Origin of the sequence: Mycolicibacterium chlorophenolicum (genome assembly GCF_001044235.1) — a bacterium.
Taxonomy (GTDB): domain Bacteria; phylum Actinomycetota; class Actinomycetes; order Mycobacteriales; family Mycobacteriaceae; genus Mycobacterium; species Mycobacterium chlorophenolicum.
Genome location: NZ_JYNL01000030.1, coordinates 410,934 through 432,683 on the forward strand (window position 1 = coordinate 410,934; position 21,750 = coordinate 432,683).

The 21,750-nt window shown below is 70.4% G+C and carries 26 protein-coding genes and 1 pseudogene; 11 read left to right on the forward strand and 16 right to left on the reverse strand.

Translation table 11 applies throughout. From position 1 onward, the window contains the following. Window positions 1-22 precede the first annotated feature (22 nt). The 4 genes from MCHLDSM_RS16715 to MCHLDSM_RS16730 form a co-directional block, all read right to left on the reverse strand. Entirely contained in the window at window positions 23-829 is an 807-nt protein-coding gene (locus MCHLDSM_RS16715) for a L,D-transpeptidase (RefSeq protein WP_048471074.1), read from the reverse strand. Window positions 830-881: 52 nt separating this feature from the next. After that, window positions 882-1,475 (reverse strand): Pr6Pr family membrane protein, encoded by a 594-nt coding sequence (locus tag MCHLDSM_RS16720; RefSeq protein WP_048471075.1) that lies wholly within the window; start codon window positions 1,473-1,475, stop codon window positions 882-884. Between the two features lie 4 nt (window positions 1,476-1,479). Next, window positions 1,480-2,676: a DUF7159 family protein gene (locus MCHLDSM_RS16725; RefSeq protein ID WP_048471076.1), complete on the reverse strand. Its 1,197-nt coding sequence runs from the start codon at window positions 2,674-2,676 to the stop codon at window positions 1,480-1,482. Between the two features lie 102 nt (window positions 2,677-2,778). After that, window positions 2,779-3,720 (reverse strand): threonine ammonia-lyase, encoded by a 942-nt coding sequence (locus MCHLDSM_RS16730; protein ID WP_048471077.1) that lies wholly within the window; start codon window positions 3,718-3,720, stop codon window positions 2,779-2,781. Between the two features lie 33 nt (window positions 3,721-3,753). Here MCHLDSM_RS16730 and MCHLDSM_RS16735 point away from each other — a divergent pair, with 33 nt between their 5' ends. After that, window positions 3,754-4,179 carry an acyl-CoA thioesterase gene (locus MCHLDSM_RS16735; protein ID WP_048471078.1) on the forward strand — a complete coding sequence of 142 codons (426 nt, stop codon included), beginning with the start codon at window positions 3,754-3,756 and terminating at the stop codon, window positions 4,177-4,179. An 18-nt stretch (window positions 4,180-4,197) separates the two neighbouring features. Then, window positions 4,198-5,256: an agmatinase gene (speB, locus tag MCHLDSM_RS16740; RefSeq protein WP_048471079.1), complete on the forward strand. Its 1,059-nt coding sequence runs from the start codon at window positions 4,198-4,200 to the stop codon at window positions 5,254-5,256. Window position 5,257: 1 nt separating this feature from the next. Here speB and MCHLDSM_RS16745 read toward each other — a convergent pair whose 3' ends face one another. Further along, window positions 5,258-6,142 (reverse strand): cyclopropane mycolic acid synthase family methyltransferase, encoded by an 885-nt coding sequence (locus MCHLDSM_RS16745; protein WP_048471080.1) that lies wholly within the window; start codon window positions 6,140-6,142, stop codon window positions 5,258-5,260. A 199-nt stretch (window positions 6,143-6,341) separates the two neighbouring features. Here MCHLDSM_RS16745 and MCHLDSM_RS16750 point away from each other — a divergent pair, with 199 nt between their 5' ends. From MCHLDSM_RS16750 to MCHLDSM_RS16765, 4 genes are read left to right on the forward strand one after another with little or no spacing between them, the layout of a single operon-like run. Beyond that, entirely contained in the window at window positions 6,342-6,551 is a 210-nt protein-coding gene (locus tag MCHLDSM_RS16750) for an Rv3202a family protein (RefSeq protein ID WP_048471081.1), read from the forward strand. A 15-nt stretch (window positions 6,552-6,566) separates the two neighbouring features. Continuing rightward, on the forward strand, window positions 6,567-7,019 hold the full coding sequence (locus MCHLDSM_RS16755) for an SRPBCC family protein (RefSeq protein WP_048471186.1): 453 nt from the start codon (window positions 6,567-6,569) through the stop codon (window positions 7,017-7,019). Window positions 7,020-7,037: 18 nt separating this feature from the next. Continuing rightward, window positions 7,038-7,433 carry a hypothetical protein gene (locus MCHLDSM_RS16760; protein WP_048471082.1) on the forward strand — a complete coding sequence of 132 codons (396 nt, stop codon included), beginning with the start codon at window positions 7,038-7,040 and terminating at the stop codon, window positions 7,431-7,433. Window positions 7,434-7,450: 17 nt separating this feature from the next. Then, window positions 7,451-8,749 carry a cytochrome P450 gene (locus MCHLDSM_RS16765; protein ID WP_048471083.1) on the forward strand — a complete coding sequence of 433 codons (1,299 nt, stop codon included), beginning with the start codon at window positions 7,451-7,453 and terminating at the stop codon, window positions 8,747-8,749. Here the strand turns inward: MCHLDSM_RS16765 and MCHLDSM_RS16770 are convergent. The 4 genes and pseudogenes from MCHLDSM_RS16770 to MCHLDSM_RS16785 form a co-directional block, all read right to left on the reverse strand. Beyond that, a complete protein-coding gene (locus MCHLDSM_RS16770) occupies window positions 8,746-9,237 on the reverse strand; it encodes a hypothetical protein (protein ID WP_048471084.1) in 492 nt (163 codons plus the stop codon). The genes MCHLDSM_RS16765 and MCHLDSM_RS16770 overlap by 4 nt on opposite strands. A gap of 90 nt (window positions 9,238-9,327) precedes the next feature. Beyond that, a complete protein-coding gene (locus MCHLDSM_RS16775) occupies window positions 9,328-9,723 on the reverse strand; it encodes a hypothetical protein (protein WP_048421237.1) in 396 nt (131 codons plus the stop codon). A 37-nt stretch (window positions 9,724-9,760) separates the two neighbouring features. Continuing rightward, window positions 9,761-10,868: pseudogene (locus MCHLDSM_RS16780) on the reverse strand (glycosyltransferase). A gap of 101 nt (window positions 10,869-10,969) precedes the next feature. Next, window positions 10,970-11,893: a dienelactone hydrolase family protein gene (locus MCHLDSM_RS16785; protein ID WP_048471085.1), complete on the reverse strand. Its 924-nt coding sequence runs from the start codon at window positions 11,891-11,893 to the stop codon at window positions 10,970-10,972. A 105-nt stretch (window positions 11,894-11,998) separates the two neighbouring features. Between MCHLDSM_RS16785 and MCHLDSM_RS16790 the strand changes: the two genes are divergently transcribed. From MCHLDSM_RS16790 to MCHLDSM_RS16800, 3 genes are read left to right on the forward strand one after another with little or no spacing between them, the layout of a single operon-like run. Continuing rightward, complete coding sequence (locus tag MCHLDSM_RS16790; protein ID WP_082168914.1) at window positions 11,999-13,789, forward strand: N-acyl-D-amino-acid deacylase family protein; 1,791 nt, start codon at window positions 11,999-12,001, stop codon at window positions 13,787-13,789. Continuing rightward, the gene (locus tag MCHLDSM_RS16795) at window positions 13,779-14,222 is read left to right on the forward strand and encodes a nuclear transport factor 2 family protein (RefSeq protein ID WP_048471087.1); all 444 of its coding nucleotides are present in this window, start codon (window positions 13,779-13,781) and stop codon (window positions 14,220-14,222) included. The genes MCHLDSM_RS16790 and MCHLDSM_RS16795 overlap by 11 nt, the downstream gene beginning before the upstream one ends. Window positions 14,223-14,233: 11 nt before the next feature. Then, window positions 14,234-15,997, forward strand: coding sequence for an N-acyl-D-amino-acid deacylase family protein (locus tag MCHLDSM_RS16800; RefSeq protein WP_048471088.1), 1,764 nt, complete (start codon window positions 14,234-14,236; stop codon window positions 15,995-15,997). Here the strand turns inward: MCHLDSM_RS16800 and MCHLDSM_RS16805 are convergent. From MCHLDSM_RS16805 to bfr, 5 genes are read right to left on the reverse strand one after another with little or no spacing between them, the layout of a single operon-like run. Further along, window positions 15,994-16,479, reverse strand: coding sequence for an SRPBCC family protein (locus MCHLDSM_RS16805; RefSeq protein ID WP_048471187.1), 486 nt, complete (start codon window positions 16,477-16,479; stop codon window positions 15,994-15,996). The two genes, MCHLDSM_RS16800 and MCHLDSM_RS16805, sit on opposite strands and share 4 nt — an antisense overlap. 2 nt (window positions 16,480-16,481) lie before the next feature. After that, window positions 16,482-16,826, reverse strand: coding sequence for an ArsR/SmtB family transcription factor (locus MCHLDSM_RS16810; protein WP_082168926.1), 345 nt, complete (start codon window positions 16,824-16,826; stop codon window positions 16,482-16,484). A 44-nt stretch (window positions 16,827-16,870) separates the two neighbouring features. Next, complete coding sequence (locus tag MCHLDSM_RS16815) at window positions 16,871-18,232, reverse strand: type I glutamate--ammonia ligase (RefSeq protein ID WP_048471090.1); 1,362 nt, start codon at window positions 18,230-18,232, stop codon at window positions 16,871-16,873. A 21-nt stretch (window positions 18,233-18,253) separates the two neighbouring features. Beyond that, window positions 18,254-18,736 carry a carboxymuconolactone decarboxylase family protein gene (locus MCHLDSM_RS16820; RefSeq protein ID WP_048471091.1) on the reverse strand — a complete coding sequence of 161 codons (483 nt, stop codon included), beginning with the start codon at window positions 18,734-18,736 and terminating at the stop codon, window positions 18,254-18,256. 43 nt (window positions 18,737-18,779) lie between these two features. Beyond that, on the reverse strand, window positions 18,780-19,259 hold the full coding sequence (gene bfr / locus MCHLDSM_RS16825) for a bacterioferritin (RefSeq protein WP_048421208.1): 480 nt from the start codon (window positions 19,257-19,259) through the stop codon (window positions 18,780-18,782). Between the two features lie 185 nt (window positions 19,260-19,444). Between bfr and MCHLDSM_RS16830 the strand changes: the two genes are divergently transcribed. Continuing rightward, on the forward strand, window positions 19,445-20,077 hold the full coding sequence (locus MCHLDSM_RS16830) for a hypothetical protein (RefSeq protein ID WP_048471092.1): 633 nt from the start codon (window positions 19,445-19,447) through the stop codon (window positions 20,075-20,077). A 6-nt stretch (window positions 20,078-20,083) separates the two neighbouring features. Continuing rightward, the gene (locus tag MCHLDSM_RS16835) at window positions 20,084-20,272 is read left to right on the forward strand and encodes a (2Fe-2S)-binding protein (RefSeq protein WP_048421209.1); all 189 of its coding nucleotides are present in this window, start codon (window positions 20,084-20,086) and stop codon (window positions 20,270-20,272) included. On the opposite strand, the gene MCHLDSM_RS16840 is transcribed toward MCHLDSM_RS16835, so the two are convergent. Beyond that, the gene (locus tag MCHLDSM_RS16840) at window positions 20,262-21,023 is read right to left on the reverse strand and encodes an enoyl-CoA hydratase/isomerase family protein (RefSeq protein ID WP_048471093.1); all 762 of its coding nucleotides are present in this window, start codon (window positions 21,021-21,023) and stop codon (window positions 20,262-20,264) included. The genes MCHLDSM_RS16835 and MCHLDSM_RS16840 overlap by 11 nt on opposite strands. Continuing rightward, window positions 21,020-21,730 carry an EthD domain-containing protein gene (locus tag MCHLDSM_RS16845; RefSeq protein ID WP_234714023.1) on the reverse strand — a complete coding sequence of 237 codons (711 nt, stop codon included), beginning with the start codon at window positions 21,728-21,730 and terminating at the stop codon, window positions 21,020-21,022. Before MCHLDSM_RS16845 ends, MCHLDSM_RS16840 begins: the two co-directional genes overlap by 4 nt. Window positions 21,731-21,750: the final 20 nt, after the last annotated feature.

Here is a 21,750-nt window from a genome sequence, read left to right on the forward strand (position 1 = left end):
ACGAACGTGTGACCGCGCGGAGCTAGGCCTGGATGACGATCGGGTCGCCGACGCTCACGGTGTCGAAATACCAGGCGGCGTTGTCGGGGCTGAGGTTGATGCAGCCGTGGCTGACGTTGGCGTACCCCTGCGATCCCACCGACCACGGCGCGGAGTGCACGTAGACGCCACCCCAGGTCACGCGGACGGCGTTGGCGACGGTCAGTTGGTAGCCCTCGGGGTCCGACAGCGGGATGCCGATGGTCCGCGAGTCCATGACCACGGACTTCTGCTTCTCCAGTGCGGTGAACTCGCCGACCGGGGTGGGATGCTTCGGCTTGCCCATCGAGGCGGGCATCTCGCGGGCGACGACACCGTCGATGCTGACCGTGAACGTGTGCGCGTCGATGTCGGCCACCCCGACCACCGAGGACCCGGTCTCGAAGCTGGTGGCGAAGCCGCCGACCGAGACGTCGATGGGTGCGTGCGCCGGGAAGAACGTCGCCGGTGTCCACTGCACGGTCCGGTCGTCGAGCCAGGCGAAGCTGCCGTCGGCGGGAGCGCCGGTTCCGTTGGGGCGCACCGCGATCGATCCCTCGGCGGCGCGGCGGTTCGGCACCGGCGAGGTGAACGTCACCGTGACGGGATGGGCCACCCCGACGGTCTGGCCGGGGGCCGGCGAGATCTCGCTGATGGACGGTGGCAGCGCGGTGTCGACCGCGCCGAGGGCCGAGGGCCCGGCGGACAGGCCGGACATCCCGGCCAGTACGACGACCGATCCGAGTACGGCGGCCACCCGGCGGGTGACCGAACTGCGGGACCGGTTCTGTTCACGTGAGGCGCTCGCCACGGTGCCATCCTAGATAATCGTGGGGTTTCCCCCTGTAGAACCGCTATCGCGGTCACACCTCGGAACGTTTCACCCCACCGACGGCCAGCAACGCATAGCCGAGCGCCAGCACGCCTGCGGCCAGCGCCGCGACGTTCACCGCCACCGCGGCGGCGCCGACACGGTCGGGGTCGAGAAAGAAGTACGGCGCACGCCGGCCCGCGTTGTTGAGTACGAGCAGGGCCAGGGCCAGGTAGGCCGCCGGGAACACCAGCCAGGCGACGGGCTGCCACCACGACAACCGGGCTGCCACCGGGGCCTCGCCGCGGCCCACCAGCACCCAGTCGCACAGCGCCAGCACCGGAACCACGACGTGCAGCAGCAGGTTGGCGACGGTGTAGCCCATGCTGTGGCCGGTGAGGAACAGGTTCCACACCAGGCCCGCCATCACCACGTAGAGCACCACCGCCCCGCGCAGGCCTGCGCGGGCGTCGGCGCGGGGCCAGACCAGCGTGCACAGGTAGTAGCCGGCGGCCAGCAGGTTGGCCTGATAGGTGAAGGTGAGAAGCCGCCACCACAGGCCGCGTTCGGAGGTCACGCCGACGACGAGAAGTGCTGCGGCAACGGCCACGACGATGCCGAGGCGCAGGGCGACGCGGGGATTCACACCGTCAGGGTAGGACGGGCGGCACCGGAGGCGGCGCCACCGCAGGCGGCGGCTCGTTCTGCCCGACGCCCGCCAGGCGGTCGCGGATCCGCTGCAGAATGCCCGGCCGCTCCTCGGGCACGGGCGGGGGCACGACCTCCGGCGCGGGCAGCACCGGCGGTGCGGCGGCGTCGGGCGGAGGCGGCACGTCGGCGCCCTCCACCGGAGCGGGATCGGGGGCGGGAGCCTCCTGCACCGGCGCGGTGTCCGGCGCCGGCTCCTCGACCACGGGTGCCTCCTCGACCACCGGCGGCGGGGCCGGGACCTCGGCGACCGGCGGGGGTGGCGGCGGCGCCGGGGTCGACCTCGGCGCCGGCACCACGGTCTCGGCGGCGGGACGGACCGGCGGCGCCGGCCGGTCGGGCACGAACTGCAGGCCCAGCGCGGCCGACACCGAGGCGACGAACGCGACCGCGCCGGTGGCCAGCATGACCACCGGGGCGGCCTTGAGGAAGCGTTCGTTGCGGCGCCGGCTGCTCGGCGGCGCGGGTTCGCGCTCGTCGGCCCAGAAGGCCTCGCCGGCGGGCGCACACGCGAGCGCCGCTCCGCGGGCCAGCGCCAGCTGGGCTTCGGCGGGCGAGAACACCGGCACGGCGAGCGCGTCCTCCAGCACCGGCACCAGCCCGTCGAGGTCCTCGACCGATCCCACCAGCACCAGCGCCTCGGGCTCCCAGTCGGCGCGGGTGAACACCGCGCTCAGCCAGCCGATCAGGTCGTCCTCGGTGACGACGGTGCTGTTGACGGCGGTCTGGACGGCGCCGTCGTCGGGGGTGACCACGAGGGCGATGAGCTGGCCGGGCTCCACCACGCACACCGCGGTGGTGTGGTAACCCATCACCTCGGCGATACCGCGCGCCAGCGCGTCGGTGGCCTCGGACAGCCGGACAGGCACGATGTTGTCGAAGCCGGAGTCGCTGAGCGACTTGAGCAGCAGGGACGCTTCGGTGTGGGCGTCGTCGCTCCAGGTCACGCCGATCGACTGCACCCGCCGGCCGCGCTGGGCGGCGATCGCCTCGGTGCGCCGCACCGCGTCGGCGGCCTGCTGCGACGTCGCCACCTCGAAGCCCGCACCGTCCATCGCGGCGCTGTCGGCGTCCTGCCCCTCGACCAGGACCAGACCGACGGCCGATGACGTCACCGACAAGCCGAGCACTGCGTCCACGAACCACTCCTTCGCGCGTCCGCGGTCCGCCGGCGGACCCGTGACGCGATGTCGCCGTGACCTTACCCGCACCGCGCGTGGTATTGCACACCCGTCAAACGGTCACCCGGCGAGAATCTCCGTCAGTAACCGCGGCTCGATGTTGCCCCCCGACAGGATCACCGCGGTCGGGCCCGGCGGGGTCCCGCCCTGTCGGTAGGCGGCCAGGGCGACGGCGCCGCTGGGTTCGCTCACCAGATGCCCGCGCAGGGCGAATTCTCTTACTGCGGACCGGATTTCGTCTTCGGTCACGGTGAGCACGCCGTCCAGGACGCGTTGCAGGTGTGTGAAGGTCAGTTCTGAGGGTTGCGAGCGCAACCCGTCGGCGATGGTGCGGTTGCGCTGCGCCACTGGCCAGTCCGCGCGCCGGCCCGTGCGCAGGCTCTCGGCGGTGTCGGCGGCGAGTTCGGGCTCGACGCCGTACACCGCGGCCTGCGGGCACAGTGCCCGGATCGCCACCCCGACACCGGAGGCCAGGCCGCCGCCGCTGACCGGGATCAGGACGGTCCGGACCTCGGGCAGGTCCTCGGCGATCTCCAGGCCGATCGTGCCCTGACCCGCGATCACCTGAGGATGGTCGAACGGCGGGATCATCACCCCGCCCGTCTTGGCGACCACCTCCGCGGCGACCATCTCGCGCTGCCCGGCCCCGCACAGCACCACTCGTGCCCCGTGCGCCCGGGTGGCGGCGACCTTCACCTCCGGCGTCTCCTCCGGCATCACGATGTGCGCGCGCATCCCGAAGGTGGCCGCGGCATACGCGACGGCCTGGGCGTGGTTGCCGCTGGAGTACGCCACGACATCCTCGACCGGCCCCGCCAGCGCGGTGAGGGCACTGAACGCGCCGCGGACCTTGAACGCGCCGACAGCCTGCAGGTTCTCCGGTTTGATCCACAGCGGCCGGTCGTCGTCGCCCCAGGTCGCGGGCACCAGCGGGGTGCGCACCACCCGGGGGCGGATCCGGTGCGCCGCGGAGCGGATGTCATCGATCGTGACGAGCTGCATGGCCCGAGTCTGCCGCACCCTAGGGTCGTCCGAATGAGCGAGTTCTCGCTGCCGTTCGTGCCCCGCTACGCCGAGGTCGATCAGCAGGGCGTGGTGTTCAACGGCCACTACCTCACCTGGTTCGACGAAGCCTTCACCGGTCTGCTCGACCACTGCGGGGTCGCCTACCCCGACGTGATGGCGGGCGGTCTCGATTTCCAGGTCGTGCACAGCGAGATCGACTTCGCCGCCCCGGTGCGGTGGCGCGACAGCGTGCGGGTGACCGCCGCGTGCATCCGGGTCGGCACCACCAGCTTCACGCTGACGTTCGCGGTGTGGCGGCGCAATCCCGCCGGCGGCGCGGAGCAGGTCGCGGTGCGGGGGCAGAACACCTATGTCGTGGTGTCGACCGAGGACTGGGCCAAGCGGCCGGTCCCAGACGATCTGCGCTCGGCGTTGACCGGTCCCGGCGGGCGATGACCGGTACGGTTTCCTCGCATGGGCCATGATCACGATCACCACGGTGAACCCCGCCGCGAGCTCCCCCCGGGCATGCTCGAGCAGCTCGAGCTGGCCTACGCGGGAATGGCGTCGTTCGGACACCGCCCGTTCCTGACCGAGACCGAGCAGCTCGACTCGTGGAAGCCCGACGTCGCGATCGTCGGCGCGCCGTTCGACATCGCGACCACGAACCGGCCCGGAGCACGGTTCGGGCCGCGGGCGATCCGCGCCACCGCCTATGAGCCCGGCACCTACCACATGGATCTGGGTCTGGAGATCTTCGATTGGCTCGAGGTCGTCGACTTCGGTGACGCCTACTGCCCGCACGGGCAGACCGAGGTGTCGCACGCCAACATCAAGGAGCGCGTGCACGCGATCGCCAGCCGCGGCATCGTCCCGGTGATCCTCGGCGGTGACCACTCGATCACGTGGCCGGCCGCCACCGCGGTGGCCGACGTGCACGGCTACGGCAACGTCGGCATCGTGCACTTCGACGCGCACGCCGACACCGCCGACGAGATCGAGGGCAACCTGGCCAGCCACGGCACCCCGATGCGCCGGCTGATCGAGTCCGGCGCCGTTCCCGGCTCCCACTTCGTCCAGGTCGGGCTGCGGGGCTACTGGCCGCCGCAGGACACCTTCGAGTGGATGCAGGAACAGAAGATGACCTGGCACACCATGCAGGAGATCTGGGAGCGAGGGTTCAAGGCCGTCATGGCCGACGCGGTGGGCGAGGCGCTGGCCAAGGCCGACAAGCTGTACGTGTCCGTCGACATCGACGTGCTCGACCCGGCGCACGCCCCCGGCACCGGGACCCCGGAGCCCGGCGGCATCACCAGCGCCGACCTGCTGCGCATGGTCCGTCAGCTCTGCTACGAACACGACGTGGCGGGCGTCGACGTGGTCGAGGTGGCACCGGCCTACGACCACGCCGAGCTGACCGTCAACGCGGCGCACCGGGTGGTGTTCGAGGCCCTCGCGGGCATGGCGGCGCGGCGGCGCGACGCCGCCGGCGGGGAACCGGGCCAGCCGGCCCGGTCCTACCTGAAGCCTTGAGTCAGCTCTTGGTCAGAGTGAACTGGCAGATGTCGGTGTAGCCGTCGCGGAACAGGTCGGCACAGCCGGTCAGGTACTTCATGTACCGCTCGTAGACCTCTTCGGACTGGATCGCGATGGCCTGCTCCCGGTTGGCCTCCAGCGCGGCGGCCCACAGGTCCAGGGTGCGCGCGTAGTGAAGCCGCAGCGGCTGGACCAGCCCGACTCCGAAGCCGGCCTTGGTCGCATGCGTCTTCACCTTCACCGGCTGGGGCAGATCGCCGCCGGGGAAGATCTCGTCCATGATGAATTTGAAGAACCTGATCTTGGTCATCGTGACCGGCAGGTTCCGGGCTGCGAACTCCTCGTCGTCGGGCTTGACGATGGTGTGCAGCATCATCACGCCGTCGGCGGGCAGCACGTCGTAGGCCCTGCTGAAGAAGTCGTCGTAGCGGTCGCGGCCGAAGTGTTCGAACGCGCCGATCGACACGATGCGGTCGACGGGCTCGTGGAACTGCTCCCAGCCCTGCAGCAGCACACGCTTGGTGCGCGGGCTGTCCAGGCCGTCGAGCACCTTCTGCACATGCGCCTGCTGGTTGCGGCTCAGCGTGAGTCCGACGACGTTGACGTCGTACTTCTCGACGGCCCGCTTGATGGTGGCGCCCCAGCCGCAGCCCACGTCGAGCAGCGTCATGCCTGGCTCGAGACCGAGCTTGCCCAGCGACAGGTCGATCTTGGCGAGCTGGGCTTCCTCGAGGGTCATGTCGTCGCGCTCGAAGTAGGCGCAGCTGTAGGTCTGGGTCGGGTCGAGGAACAGCCGATAGAAGTCGTCCGAGAGGTCGTAATGCGACTGGACGTCCTCGAAATGCGGTGTGAGATCCCGGGTCCCGTTACTGGTGTCTGGCAAATCACTGACCTTTGAATCTGGGGGGCTGGTCGATGGGCGGCCCCGCGGGGTTTGAGGGCCTGTCTCGTCGGAGCACAGTTGTACGCACAGTACCCGAGTGCCCTCGGCGGGCGTGAATCGCCGGGCGTCGGCTGGGGTGTCGTGACCCGGCGAACTATCGTGGAGGGACCGCTCCCCCGACTCTCGGAGGCAACCCCTGATGACCACACCCGACCGCGACCCGCTGCCCGACGCCGCCGAGGCCGACGTCGTCGAACAGCTCACCCCGGTCGACGCCGCCGATGACGCCGCCGACGACACCTGGCGCGACGTGGCGCGGGTCGCCGGCGACCGCGACTGGCAGGCCAACGAGGCCGACCTGATCGAGCAGGCGATCGAGGTCCCTGACGACGACGACTTCGACCGCTGACCAGCGATGGCCGCGATGCAGGGTTCGGCGACGGTGTCGATGGCGGCGCCGGCCGAGGCGATCTGGGATCTGATCGCCGACATCCGCAACACCGGCCGGTTCTCCCCGGAGACGTTCGAGGCCGAGTGGCTCGACGGCGCCACCGGGCCCGCGCTCGGCGCCCGCTTCCGCGGCCACGTCCGCCGCAACGAGATCGGCCCGGTGTACTGGACGACGTGCCGGGTCACCGCGTGTGAGCCCGGTCGCGAGTTCGGCTTCGCCGTCCTGGCCGGCGACCGCGCCGTCAACAACTGGCACTACCGCCTCACGCCGACGGCGTCGGGCACCGACGTCACCGAATCCTTCCGTCTGGACCAGAATCCGTTGATGGCGCTGTACTCGGTGTTCGGCGGCCAGCTCCGCAAACGGCGCAACCTGCGGGACATGCGTAAGACACTGGAAAGAATCAAGGCGGTAGTCGAGGGGTGAGCCGGGTATCTTCCGGCCGTGACTGACGCAAGCGATGCCACGGTGGACGCCGTCGGCAAGGTGACCGAGGCGCTGGAATGGGTGGAACGCGCGCGGGGACATCTGTATTCGTTCCACCAACTGATGGGCCACGCCGATCTGACACTCGGCGAGGCGTGCGACGCGCTGCGCGACGCCGGCCACGACGAGATCGCCGAGCGGCTGGAGACTGACGTGGTGGGCCGCAACGTCCTGCAGGGGCGGTGGACCTTCCAGGTGGTCGAGGAGTTCGACGACGACTACTGGAGCGTGATCCGCGAGCACGAGCGGCGGGTGCGCGACGAGCTGGTCGGCGGCGAACGCCATCTGCACGAGGCGCGGATGAAAGAGGACCGCCGCACACACGGCAGAAAGGGCCATGAAGAGCGGCCCTGAGGCTACGCTCGGATCGCATGAGCAGCCTGGAACTCGGTGACCTGACCCGGGTGAACGGAACTCCCCCACCCGACGTCGCGCTCGGCGACGTCGACCTGGGTTCGTGGGATTTCTGGGGACTCGACGACGACGTCCGCGACGGCGCGTTCGCCACCCTGCGCCGCGAAGCTCCGATCAGCTTCCACGAGGCGATCGTCCCGGACGGCGAGGCCGAGGTGGCCGGGCACTGGGCGCTGACCCGCTACGACGACGTGTTCTACGCCAGCAGGCATCCGGAGCTGTTCAGCTCCGCGCTGGGCATCGTGGTCGGCGATCAATCCCCGGAGCTCGCAGAGTATTTCGGCTCGATGATCGCGATGGACGACCCGCGTCATACCCGGCTGCGCAACATCGTGCGCAGCGCGTTCACCCCGAGAGTGCTTGCGCTGATCGAGGATTCGGTGCGTGACCGGGCCCGGCGGCTGGTCGACGACATGGTGGACCGGCACCCCGACGGCCGGGCCGACATCGTGGCCGAGTTGGCCGGGCCTCTGCCGCTGCAGATCATCTGCGACATGATGGGCATCCCGGAGGACGACCATCAGCGCATCTTTCACTGGACGAACGTGATCCTCGGGTTCGGCGATCCCGACATCGCCACGGACTTCGACGAGTTCGTCTCCGTCGCGATGGCGATCGGCGCGTATGCGACCGCGCTGGCCGACGACCGGCGCGACCATCCCGCCGAGGATCTCACCACCGCGCTGGTGGCCGCCGAACTCGACGGCGAGCGGCTCACCTCGGCCGAGGTCGCGTCGTTCTTCATCCTGCTCGTGGTCGCCGGCAACGAGACGACCCGCAATGCGATCAGTCACGGTGTGCTCGCGCTGAGCCGCTACCCCGAGCAGCGCGACCTGTGGTGGGCGGACTACGCCGCGATCGCCCCGACCGCGGTCGAGGAGATCGTGCGCTGGGCGTCGCCGGTGGCCTACATGCGGCGCACGGCCACCCGGGACCTGGAGTTGAGCGGCGTCCGCATCTCGGCCGGCGACAAGCTGACGATGTGGTACGGGTCGGCCAACCGCGACGAGTCGAAGTTCGTCGACCCGTGGATGTTCGACGTGCGCCGCCACCCGAACCCGCACGTCGGGTTCGGCGGCGGCGGTGCGCACTTCTGCCTGGGGGCCAACCTCGCGCGCCGCGAGATCACCGTGGCGTTCGAGGAACTGCACCGCCGGGTCCCCGACCTGCGCGCGGTCGAGGAGCCCGACCGGTTGCACTCGGCGTTCATCCACGGCATCAAGCGACTGCCCGTCGCCTGGACGCCGGCCGGTTAGCGCTGCGTGACGTCGGGGCGCATCGTCTGGGCGTCACCCGGCGCGGCGCGGTGCCCCTCGTGGCGGCCGCCCTCTGCCCGGACGTCGTCGACGCGGCCGTCGGCCCGGGGGTCGACGGCGCGGGCGTCATCGGCGCGGTGATCGACCCGCGGGTCGAGCTTGTCGGCGTGCTCGCGCCGGGCGTCGATGTGCTGCTGTGAGCTGGTCAGCGCGTCGCGACGGCCGGCAGCGGTGTCGGCGAGCCGGGCCGCCTCGGCGGCCTTGGCGTCCGCCTCGGCCTTGGCGGCGCGGGCCTTGGCCTCGGTCTCTTCGACGAGCGCGGCCTGCCGCTGCACCCGCTGGCTGTCGTGGTGCACCTCCTCACGGATGCGGTCGGCTTCCTGCGCGCGCCGTTTGTCGCGGGACTTCTTCGCTGCGACCACGATCAGGGCGATGACGATGATCGCGACGACGGCGACCACGATCCAGACGATGACGTTGCTGTCCATGCCGGCTCCTCGATTCGAGGGGGCCGGTCATGATTGACGACCCCGTGAATCGTCGGATGCCCGAGTGCCTGCGGAGCTAAACCGCGCCGCTCACAGCGTGGCGGTGAGCGGGCCGCTCTCCTGGCAGGACGTCTGCGGAGGGTTCCCCGCCGATGCGCAGCCGCGTCCGGTCGAGGTGTAGACCGTGCCGGGACGGTAGGGCTGGAAGAAGACCTGCGCGGGCAGGATCCCGGCGCCCCGGGCGCAGATCCCGGCATCGGTGCCGCCGGCCATCTGGATGCAGGCGACGGTCTGGAAGGTGACCGCGCCGTCGCATGCTCTCGGGGTGACCGTCGCCGTCACCACATTGGTGCCGGACACGGCGACCACGCTCGGGGGCGAGAGGTCGTACTCGCAGGTCGCGGGCGCCGGTTGCGCGTCGGCGACCACCGCCGTCGCGCCGAGGAGCAGCGCGGCGGCCGACACCACGGCGAACGTGCGGATCATGCAGGGATCGTAGGGCACGGCGGTGCCGGCGCACCGGCTAATGGACGCGCAGTGCGCTGAGCATCCCGGCGGCCGAGCGCGGCCAGGTGAACTGCTCGGCCCGGCGGCGGGCACTGTGCCGCCGGTGGTGCTCCGGTCGGCTCATCACCGCGGTGACGGCATGCGCGATGGCCCGCGGGTCGTTGTCGGCGGTCGCGCCGCTGTCGTGGGTGAGGATCTCGGCGAGCGCCGAGGTGCGGGACACCACCGCCGGGGTTCCGCATGCCAGGGCCTCGAGTGCGGCGAGCCCGAACGTCTCGTGCGGGCCCGGGGCCAGCGCGATGTCGGCGCTGGCGAGAATCGTGGCCACGGTGTCGCGGCACCCGATGTAGCCGGTGAAGTCGACGGGCAGTCCGTCGGCCTGCCGCTGCAGCCTGGCGCGCAGCGGCCCCTCGCCGACCACCACCAGCCGCGCGTCGACCCCCGAATCCCGCAGCGCCGCAACGGTGTCGATGCTGCGATGCGGATGCTTCTCGACCGAGAGCCGCCCGCAGTGCACCAGCAGGGTCTGGCCGGGGCGGGCCCACCGCTCACGCATCGCCGCCGACCGGCGCCGCGGGTGGAACTGGTCGAGATCGACACCCAGCGGCACCGTCAGCAGATTCGACGCCCCGATCCGGTCGAACTCCGCCCGGGCGAAACGCGGTGGTGCAGACCACGACGTCGTAGTTGGCGGCGGTGCGCCGGTTGGCGGCGTCCGCGACGGTCCTGGCCCACGGTCGCGGCAGGACCTGTCCGACGAGCCGGTCGAGCCGCTCATGGGAGATCATCACCGTCGACACGCCGTGTGCGCGGCCCCACGGTCCCAGCGAGCGCAGCGTGAGCCGGTCGGAGACCTCCAGTGCGTCGGGGGCCAACTGCTCGAGCAGCGCGGTGACCGGCCGCGGCGACACCGCGCGGTATCCCCCGGTGAACGGAATCAGTCTGGCGGGCAGACTGATTCGCACGACGCCGCTGGGCAGCGTGTCGGACTCGTGGCGTCGGCCGGGCACGATCAGGAACACGCGGTGGCCGGCCGCGCAGTACTCGGCGCCGAGCCGGTCCACCGCGGTGCGCAGGCCGCCGGACCGGGGCCCGTAGAAGTTCGCCACCTGCACGACCCGCATGGCTGCATGAGAACCCGCGGGGATGTGCGACGAGCAACGGCGGGTCGGCGCGTCGCCGAACAGCAGGTTGCGTCTTCGCCCGCGGTGTCGTGTCGGGGGCGTCAGCCCACGTGCACGGTCAGCCAGTCCAGCGTCCGGCGCCACGCGTCGTCGGCGGCGGCCTGGTTGAAGCGGTCGCCGGTATCGTTGAAGAACGCGTGGTTGGCGTCGGGTTCGGTGACGAGTTCGTGCACCAGACCGGCCTTCTCCAGCGCGGCGCGGGCCGCCGGTTCGGTGGCGTTCACGCGCTGATCGAGGGCGCCGTAGAAGCCGAGCACGGCCACGCCTTTCGACCCCGAGAAATCGGGATCGTCCGGGGTGGGTCCGTAGAACGGGAACGCCGCGGCCAGCTGCGGCACCCCGCTGTCGAGCAGCCGCCACACCAGACCACCGCCCATGCAGAACCCGATCGCGGCGACCTTGCGCCCCGGGGTGCGGCGCTGCAGCTCGGCGATGCCGGAGGTGAGGTCGGCGACCATGGCCTCGGGCGGGCGGTTCCCCAGCGCCGCCGTCGCCGCGGCGGGGTCGGTGAATGTCGCGGTGCCGCCGTTACCGGAGAGCAGGTCGACGGCCAGACTCGAGTAGCCGGCGCCGGCCAGCCGGCCCGCGACCGAGCGCACCCAGTCGGTCAGCCCTTTGTTCTCGTGGATCACCAGCAGGCCGCCCCGCGCGTCGGGCGCCTCGGCCCACGCGCCCTGCAGCTGCCCCGCCGGACCCGCCCACGTCACCGGTGCGGTGGGCAGCGCATCGGCCATCCCCGGCGGCACCGGTTTGGCCGCCGACGGAGACGACGGCGGCGGGGTCGGGCTCTCGGACGTCGACCCGTCGCTCTGCTTGGTGTCGGCACAGGCGGCGATCAGCGCTGAGGCGCTGGCCGCACCCATTCCCAGGAGGGCCAGTCGGCGCAGCGCCTCGCGGCGGGACAGCAGGCCGTCGACGTGGTCGGTGGCGATCTCTTCGGCGATGTAGCGCTGTAGCGGCGTCACCTGCTCGATTATGCGCCGACCGCGGGTAGACACTCGCCGAGATCTGTTCACGATTTCGTTGACACCTGTCGTGTCGCCCTGTTCGATGGGGGCGTGAGCAGTGCTGTGAGCTACGACACGATCATCCGCAACGGCCGCTGGTTCGACGGCACCGGCGCCCCGTCTGCGATCCGCACGATCGGCATCAGGGACGGTCACATCGCGGTCATCACCGAGGACGACCTCGCCGACGCCGACGCCGCGGAGGTGATCGACGCGTCCGGGAAATGGGTGCTGCCCGGCATGCTGGACATCCACACCCACTACGACATCGAGGTGCTCGGCGGGCCCGCGCTGGCCGAGTCGCTGCGCCACGGCGTCACCACGGTGCTGCTCGGCTCGTGCTCGCTGTCCACCCTCTACGTCGACGGTCCCGATGCCGGGGACATCTTCGGCCGGGTCGAGGCGATCCCCCGCGAGCACGTCATCGACGCGATCGAACGGCACAAGACCTGGACCAACGGCGAGGAGTACATCGCCGCGCTGGAGGACCGCCCGTTGGGCCCCAACGTCGCCGCCTTCATCGGGCATTCGGACATGCGAGCCGCGACCATGGGTCTGGACCGCGCGACCCGCCGCGACGAGCGCCCGACCAGTGCCGAGCAGGCGCAGATGGAGCGCATGCTCACCGAGGCGCTCCGCGCCGGCTTCGTCGGAATGTCCTCTCAGCAACTGCTTTTCGACAAGCTCGACGGGGAGGTGTGCCGCTCGCGCACCCTGCCGTCCACCTACGCCAAGCCCCGGGAGCTGCGGCGGCTGAAGTCGCTGCTGCGCCGCTCGGGCCGGGTGTTGCAGTCCGGACCCGACATCCAGAACCCGCTCGACATCGGCTCCCAGGCGTTTCAGTCGCTGGGCGTGCTGCGCAACCCGCTCAAGACCAGCCTGCTCTCGGCGGCCGACGTCAAGTCCAACCCGCTGGCGATCAAGATCCTGGGTCCGCTGGCCAAGCTGGTCAACCGCCTCGGCGGCGACTTCCGCTGGCAGCATCTGCCGGTGCCGTTCGAGGTGTACGCCGACGGCATCGATCTGGTGATCTTCGAGGAGTTCGGGGCCGGCGCGGCGGCGCTGCATCTGCGCGACGAGGTGGAACGCAACGCGCTGCTGCGCGACGAGACCTACCGGCGCCGGTTCCGCCAGGACTACGACGCGAAGTTCGGCATGCGGGTGTGGCACCGCGACTTCTTCGACGCCGAGATCGTCGACTGCCCGGACGCCTCGGTGATCGGCAAGTCGTTCGGGCAGGTCGGCCGCGAGCGCGGCGGCCTGCACCCGGTGGATGCGTTCCTCGACCTGGTGCTCGAGCACGGCACAGCGCTGCGCTGGCACACCACGATCTCCAACCACCGGCCCGAGGTGCTCAAGATGCTCGCCCGCGACCCGGGCGTGCAGATGGGTTTCTCCGATGCCGGCGCGCACCTGCGCAACATGGCGTTCTACAACATGGGGCTTCGCCTGCTGAGGCACGTGCGCGACGCCGACCGCGCCGGCACGCCGTTCATGACCATCGAGCAGGCCGTGCACCGGCTGACCGGCGAACTGGCCGACTGGTACCGCATCGACGCCGGACACCTGCGCGTCGGTGACCGCGCCGACGTCGTCGTCCTCGACCCGGAACGTCTCGACGCGTCGCTTGACGACTACGCCGAGGCACCGGTGGACCAGTACGGCGGGCTCTCCCGGATGGTCAACCGCAACGACGCCACCGTGACCGCGGTGTTCGTCGGCGGCCGCGCCGTGTTCCGCGAGGGTGAAGCCAGCCCGCTCGTCGGCACCCGCCGCACCGGCCGGTTCCTGCGCGCGGCCCACAAGGCGCCGGCGCTTCCGGCGCAGGAAAGTGCACTGACCCATGCCGGTTGAGAAGGTCGTCGAGGGCATGTGGGCGGCGCTCTCGGCGCGCGACTGGGAGCAGCTGAAAACCTTTCTCTCGTGGGACTGCATCTACCTCGACATGCCCGTCGGCCCGGCCGCAGCGGCCCGCGGCCCCGACGACATCGTCAAGCGGCTCAAGATCGGCCTGGAGCCGTTGGCGTCCTACGAGAACTTCCCGGGCCTGATGGTGAGCAACGGCACCGACGTGATGTACGAGCACCACGAGGAATGGCACTGGGCCACAGGCGAATCCGCAGTCCTGCAGTTCGTCTCGGTGCACCGGGTCGCCGACGGGAAGATCACGCTGTGGAAGGACTACTGGGACATGGGCGCGCTGGCCAACCACGCGCCGCCCACCTGGATGGAAGACTTCGCCACCGCCGATATGTCGTGGGTGTTCGACGCGACCGGCCTCGTCTAGAGGAGAACCCGATGCTGGACCTGAAGATCACCGGCGGCACGGTCGTCGACGGCACCGGCGCCGAGCGCTTCCGCGCCGACATCGGGGTCAAGGACGGCCGGATCGTCGAGGTGCGCCGGCGCAGCGGCGACGACGACGGGCTGAGCACCGACGCCGCCGAACACATCGACGCCACCGGCCGGTTCGTCACGCCGGGATTCGTGGACGTGCACACCCACTACGACGGCCAGGTCAGCTGGGACGACACGCTGGAACCGTCCAGCCTGCACGGGGTGACGACGGTGGTCAGCGGGAACTGCGGGGTCGGCTTCGCCCCGGTGCGGCCGGGCCGCGAACAGTGGCTCATCGAGCTGATGGAGGGCGTCGAGGACATTCCGGGCAGCGCGCTGGCCGAGGGCATCACCTGGCAGTGGGAGAGCTTCCCCGAATACCTCGACGCGATCGAGAAGCGTTCTCTGGCCGTCGATTACGGAACCCAGGTGGCGCACGGCGCGGTCCGCGGCTACGCGATGGGCGAACGCGGCGCCCGCAACGAGGAGGCCACCGACGACGACATCGCCGCGATGGCCCGCATCGTCACCGAGGCGATCGAGGCCGGCGCGCTGGGCTTCTCCACGTCGCGCACCGAGGCGCACCGCGCCATCGACGGCGAACCCGTGCCCGGGACCTATGCCGCCGAGGCCGAACTGTTCGGGCTGGGCCGCGCGATGGCCGCCGGCGGTCAGGCCGTGTTCGAGGTGTCCCCGCAGGGCACCGCCGGCGAGAGCCCGGCCGAAGCGACGATGCGCGAACTCGACTGGATGACGAAGCTGTCCGCCGAGATCGAGCGGCCCGTGTCGTTCACGATGATCCAGACCGGCGGCGCGCCCGATCTGTGGCGGCGTCAGCTCGAACGGGCCGGCGCCGCACTGGATCAGGGCATCGGGCTCTACGCGCAGTTCGCCGCCCGGCCGTTCGGGATGCTGTTCGGCTTCACCGGCTATCACGCGTTCACCCACCGCCCCACCTACCGGAAACTCAAGGCCGAGCTCGGGCACGCCGATCTGATGGCGCGGCTGGCCGATCCGGCGGTGCGGGCGGCCATCCTGTCCGAGACGGATCTGCCGCCGCAGCCGGTGCCGATGTTCGACGGGCTGTACGCGCTGATCCAGTACAGCGTCGACAAGATCTTCCCGATCGGCGACCCGCCGGACTACGAACCGACACCGGACATGACGGTGGCCGCGATCGCCGCCCGTCGCGGCGAGGATCCGCTCGCGACGATGTACGACCTGATGCTCGACTCCGGCGGCACCGCGATGCTGATGCTGCCGTTCTTCAACTACGCCGAGGGCAATCACGACGCCATCTACGAGATGATGACCCATCCGGCGGCGGTGTCGGGGCTCTCCGACGGCGGTGCGCACTGCGGCCTGATCTGCGACGCCTCCTACCCCACCTTCCTGCTGACCCACTGGGCGAGGGACCGTCACCGCGGCCCGAAGTTCTCCCTCGAGTACGTGGTGCGCAAGCAGACCCTGGACACCGCAACGCTTTTCGGGTTGTCCGACCGCGGGGTGATCGCCCAGGGCCGCAAGGCCGACCTGAACGTGATCGACATGGACGCGCTGCGGCTGGACGTGCCGCGCATGGCCTACGATCTGCCCGCCGGGGGCCGCCGCCTGATCCAGGGCGCCTCGGGCTACGACGCGACGGTGGTCAGCGGGATCGTGACGCGTCGGCACGGCGCCGACACCGGGGCGCGGCCGGGCCGGCTGATCCGCGGCGTGCGCTAGCCGGCCAGCAGGTCGTCGATCTGGTTGGTCGCCGCCGTCGCACCCTCGATCATGCCCATGTCCAGCACCTGTTGCAGTGCCTCCGCCGAGGCATAGGTGCACGCGAAGGTGGACCGGGTGCCGCCCTCGTGGGCGCGGAAGGTGAACACGGCCTTGGCCACCGGCAGGTTCGGATCCGGCGTGAACTCGAGATCGGCGAATGCGTCGTCGAACGAGAAGCTGTGCGGTTCGTCGACCGCGGTGACCTGCCAGAGGCCGGCGTACTTCTCGCCGTCGGGGCCGGTCATGTAATACGTCACCCGGCCCCCGGGCCGCAGGTCGTGGTCGACCACCGTCGCGGGGTATTCCGGCGGCCCCCAGATCTTTTCGAGTTGGCGCGGATCGGCGTAGATCTGCCAGATGCGCTCGACGGGGGCGGCGAAGTCGGCGACGATGGTCAGGGTCCTGGTGTCGAGGTCGTGGTGGACGTCGGTCACGGGCATGGTCATTCCTCCTGTGCGTTCTCGGATGCGATCAGGTCGTCGATGCGCGCGACGCGGCCGCGCCAGAGGAGTTCCAGCTCGGACAGCAGCGAGGCCACCGACCGCACCGCAGTCACGTCGCCACTGGCCAGTTGCTCACGGCCGCGCCGCCGCTTGGTGATCAGTCCCGCCCGGTCGAGAACCGCAACGTGCTTCTGCACGGCGGCGAAACTCATGTCGTAGTCGGCTGCGAGCGCGGAGACCGAAAGCTCCCCCGCCAGCACCCGGCGCAGGATGTCGCGCCGGGTTCGGTCGGCCAACGCGTGGAACAGGGCGTCGGTGCGGTCTTCGTCGAGGACGATCACCAGACCAACATACAACCGATCGGTTGTATGTTGTCAAGGTGTCGCTCTCACACGCTCCAGGCGAGCCGGAATTTTTCGGCCAGCTCGTCGGCGCTGAGCCCGCCGTACGTCTCCTGCTCGTAGCGGCGCACCCCGACCACGGCGTCGACCACCGGGTCGCCGAGGATGCCGCGCAGCAGCGCCGAACCGTCGAGCGCGTCGAGCGTCGCGGTCTGATCGGTGCCCAGCACGGTGATGCCCGCCTCGGCGCGCTGCGCCTCCGACAGCGACGACGGGTCGACCGTCACCTCGGCGGGTAGTGACAGGCCCCGCTCGATGCCGCCGATGGCCAGGCCCAGGATCGCCGCGGAGGCGAGATACGGGTTGGCCGACGGGTCGATGATCTTGACCTCGACGTTGGCGCCGTGGGGGTTCGCCGGCCCGGCGGTCAGGAACCGCACCGCGGCCTCCCGGTTCTCGGTGCCCCAGCACGCATACGCGCCGGCCCAACTGCCCGGCTGCATCCGCAGCCCCGAGAGGATCGATCCGCTCAGCACGCCCTGCGCGTCGGCCAGCCCGGCGAGCACCCCGGCCACCGCCGCGGCTCCCTCCTCGGTCATGCCGGCCGGGCCGTCACCGCCGGAGAACACCGGGACCTCGTCGCGGGTCAGCGAGAAGTGTTGGTGCGCACCGGAACCGACACTTCCCGCGAACGGCACCGGCGACAGGCTCACCCGCACGCCGTATTTGCGGGCCACCCGGCCGATGATGATGCGCATCAGCGTCACGTGGTCGGCGGCCGCGACGGGCTTCTGCGGGGCCAGCGAGATCTCGAACTGGTTGGCGCCGTACTCGGGATGGAACTGCTCGATGGCCACCCCGGAGGCGGTCGCGGCCGCCGTCACGTCACGGACGAACCCCTCGAACTCGAGCACACCGGCCAGCCCGTACTGCGCCCACAGGTGGCTGGGCAGCGCGCTGCCGTCAGGCCCGACCAACACGAACTCGATCTCGTGGCCCACGACGGCGTCGAGTCCTGCGCCGGCGAGCCGGTCCTCGACGCGACGCAGCGCTCCGCGGGTGCAGAACGGATCGGGGGCGCCGTCCTGGCTGAAGAAATCGCCCGGCGCCCAGGCCAATCCGTCACCGAGGATGCGCAGCGCGCCGAGGTCGATGCGGATGCGCTGATCGCCGACGACGCCGGTGGCGGCGCTGAACACGATGCCGGCCTGGTCGATGGCGAAGACGTGCCAGACCGGGCTGGCGCCGAGGCCGGGATCGGCGAAGGAGCCCATCCGGCGCAGCGGGATCGTCTTGGCGTGGATCAGACCCGCCGGGTTGACCACGGTGCCGATCAGGGTGGCGACTCCGTCGGATTCGAGCTGGGCGATCGCCGCGGCGGCGAGCGGTTTGGCGGCCATGCCGGCCATTCTGCCGTCGAGCGATCCGCTTTACAGCGTGATCTTGCAGGCCTGTCCGATGTCGAGGGTGCTCAGCATCCGGCCCATCCCCACCCACATCGCGCAGGAGATGGCGAGGTCGGTGAGCAGCGCGTCGTCGAAGTGCTCCTTGGCGCGGGCCCAGAAGTCCTCGTCGTCGCGCAGCCCCGTGTGGTCGGTGGCGAACCGGTGCGCGAACTCCATCGCGATGCGCTCGTCGTCGCTGTACCCCGGCCAGGTCCGCCACTGGGCGGCGTAGTCGTAGAACTCCTCGGTGATGCCGTTGGCTTCGCCGTCGGTGTCCCGGGTGTTCTGACACGTCACGCACTCGTTGGCGAGCGCGATGACGATCCGTGCGGCCTCCCGGGTGCGCATCGGCAGCCGGTTCTTCTCGTAGACCGCGTGGCTGAACTTCGCCATCGCGGTGCCCAGCTCCGGTGAGGTCACCGCGAAACCGGTCACGTCGTCGTCGGCGAAGTCCCCGATTCGGCTCATGGCCGGATTGTAACGTGTTCCAGTTCCCGGCCGGGCCGGTTGACTACTGCGGCGGCCGCGACACGCACTGGGCGAGGTAGAGCTCCTCGCCGAGCTTGTTCATCAGCTCGAGCTGGGTCTCGAGGTAGTCGATGTGCAGCTCTTCGTCGGCCAGGATCTCCTCGAAGAGGTTCGCCGACGTGGCGTCGCCCTTCTCGCGGCACATGATGACGCCGGGCCGCAGCCGGGCGACCACCTCGTGCTCGATCGCGAGATCGGCCTCGAACTGTTCGCGCACGGTCTGGCCGACGCGCAGGGAGAACAGCCGCTGGTAGTTGGGCAGCCCGTCCAGGAGCAGGATGCGGTCGGTGATCTTCTCCGCATGCACCATCTCTTCGAACGATTCCTTGCGGGTGTGCGCCGCGAGTTCGGTGAAGCCCCAATTGTCCTGCATCTTGGAGTGCAGGAAGTACTGGTTGATCGCCGTGAGTTCGCTCGTCAGCTGCTCGTTGAGCAACTTCAGAACCTCGGGATCGCCTTGCATGGTCGGCTCCTCGAACGCTGGTGAATCGTCTGAAACGGGCTGTGGGCTGAGCACGTTCAATCTAGTGCACCGCGCAGACGGCACGCGCACCATTGGCGCTGTGTCCGCCGACCTGGACTGCCGACGCCAGGTAAGGATAGACTGCGCTAACTGTTCGGGGCCGCACAGACAGGCAGAGGATGACGATGGGTGAGCACGATCTGCACTCATTCATCCTGGCGTGCGACTACCGCGTCGACGACGTCGAGCACATGTGGACCTGGCTGGGCGGCCACCGCGACTCCCTGTCCTCGATCGGGGCCCACCACGTGGTGCTCTACGAGTCCATCTGGGAACCCCGCCGGGTGCTGGTGACGATCGGGATCCGGCAGGCGACCTCGCTGCGCGACGTGCTGCGCTCGCCGGCGATCTTCGAGTGGTTCGACATCTCGGGCGCCGAGGACATCCCCCCGATCTTCTGCGGCGAGGTCGTCGAGAAGATCGACCTGCAGGGCGGCAGCTCCGAGCGGCACGTCGGACGGGTCGTGGTCGGGGTGATGTCGTCGGTCGACGACGTGCCGACCCTGATGGAGAAGGTGCACGACGGGCTCGACCGGTTCGCCGGCGGCGGGGTCCGCAAGATCTGGGTGTACCGCGCACTCGACGACGGACACGAGGTGCTGATCCTGCAGGAGATCGCCGACGAGATGAGCGCCCGGCAGTGGATCGACCATCCCGACGCGGCGGCGGAGTGGATGAGCCACGCCGGTCTGGGCGCCTACCCCACCCAGTTCGTGGGCAGGTTCGCCCATCTGATGAGCGTGGACGAGCGGGGATAGCGGCCGATGTTCGTCTGTCTGTGCACCGGGACCACCAGCCACGTGGTCGACGAGGTCGTGGCCAAGGGCGCCCGGACGTCCAAGGACATCGCCGCGGCGTGCGGGGCGGGCGGAGACTGCGGCCGGTGCCGGCGCACGCTGAGGGCGATCATCGAGGCGCACTACGCCCAGTGCGACGCCCGCGTCACCCGTTAGCGCTGCCCTGACCGGTGAACGCGGCCAGCGCGGCCGCGTTCGCGGCGCCCCCCAGCAGGTCGGTGAACGCGGCGTTCTCGCGTTCGGTCGCCGCGGTGATGCCGGCCCGGTACGGCTCGGCGAGAGCACGCTTGACCGCGACCAGGCTCGGAATCGACTGTGCGGCAAGGATGTCGGCGTGGCGGCGAGCCTCGGGCAGCAGGTCGTCGGGTTCGCAGACCTTCCACGCGATCCCCATCCGGTGCGCTTCGGCGGCGTCCACCCATTCCGAGGACAACAGCATCCACGCCGCGTTCTGCCGGCCGATCAGCTGCGGCAGCAGAAACGACGAGGCCGCCTCGGGGGCCACGCCCAGGCTGGTGAAGGGGCACTTCAGCCGCGCCGTCGACGACATGAACACCAGGTCGGCGTAGCCGAGGATGGTGGCGCCGATGCCCAACCCCACGCCGTTGACCGCGCAGATCAACGGTTTCGGGAGATCGGTGAGCGCGGTGATCATCGTCGAGAAGTGGCTGCCCGAGGAATACGACCCCTCGGCGATGCGGGCCTGCATCTCCTTGAGGTCGTTGCCCGCGCTGAAGGCGCGCCCGGCGCCGGTGAGCAGGACGACCGCGACGTCGGGATCCTCGCCGGCCTCGCGCAGCGCGACGGCGGTCGCGAGGTAGAGCTCCTCGTTGAACGCGTTGAGGGCCTCGGGCCGGTCGAGCACCAGGGTGCGGACGCGGTTGTCGTCGCTGATCTGCAGGGTCACGGCTGCACTGTAACGAACGGCTCCCGCAGCACGTATCGGCTCGTCGGGACGGTGTCTACGTTCTCGTTGGCGCCGAACGCCGAGGTGCTCGCGACCATGCGGGTCATGCGATCGGCGAGGTCGTCGTCGTCGGCCGCGCCGAAGAAGGCGTGCAGATCCGTCGTCGCCTCGATCGGGAAGAGCTCCTCGACGATGGCCGAGATGGGAGCGGCGCCGTCGGTGAGCGCGCGGACCACGGTGTTCTGCGTGTAGCCGAACGTCGCCTGGGTGTCGATCGCCACCTGGGTGTGGTCACGGTGCCACCGGCTCAGCCAGGTGGCCTCGTCCAGCTCGGCCGGCCGGCGCAGCAGCGCGACGTTGGCCAACCCGGGCGTCCGGTCACCCGCGGCGGTCGGCGGCGGGGTCAGCGGGACCGACTCGGTGACCAGATACGCCGCGAGCTCGTCGCAGACGCCCGCGAGAACCTCTGTCGCCGTGTGGATCTGCGCGCCGTAGTACTGATCGGTCCACAGGCTCACCACCGCGATCACCGGTGGATCCAGGGTGGTCAGAGTCATCAACGACGCACCCACCGGGGCGTCGCGGACGTTGACGGCCAGACCCGCGACGCCCGTGGCCAGCAGCGTCTGCGCGATGTCGGTGCGCAGGCGGGTGCACCACGCCTCGTCCCCCGGGACGCCACGCAAGGTCATGATCACTTTCTCCACTCGGGGAACATAACCCCGGG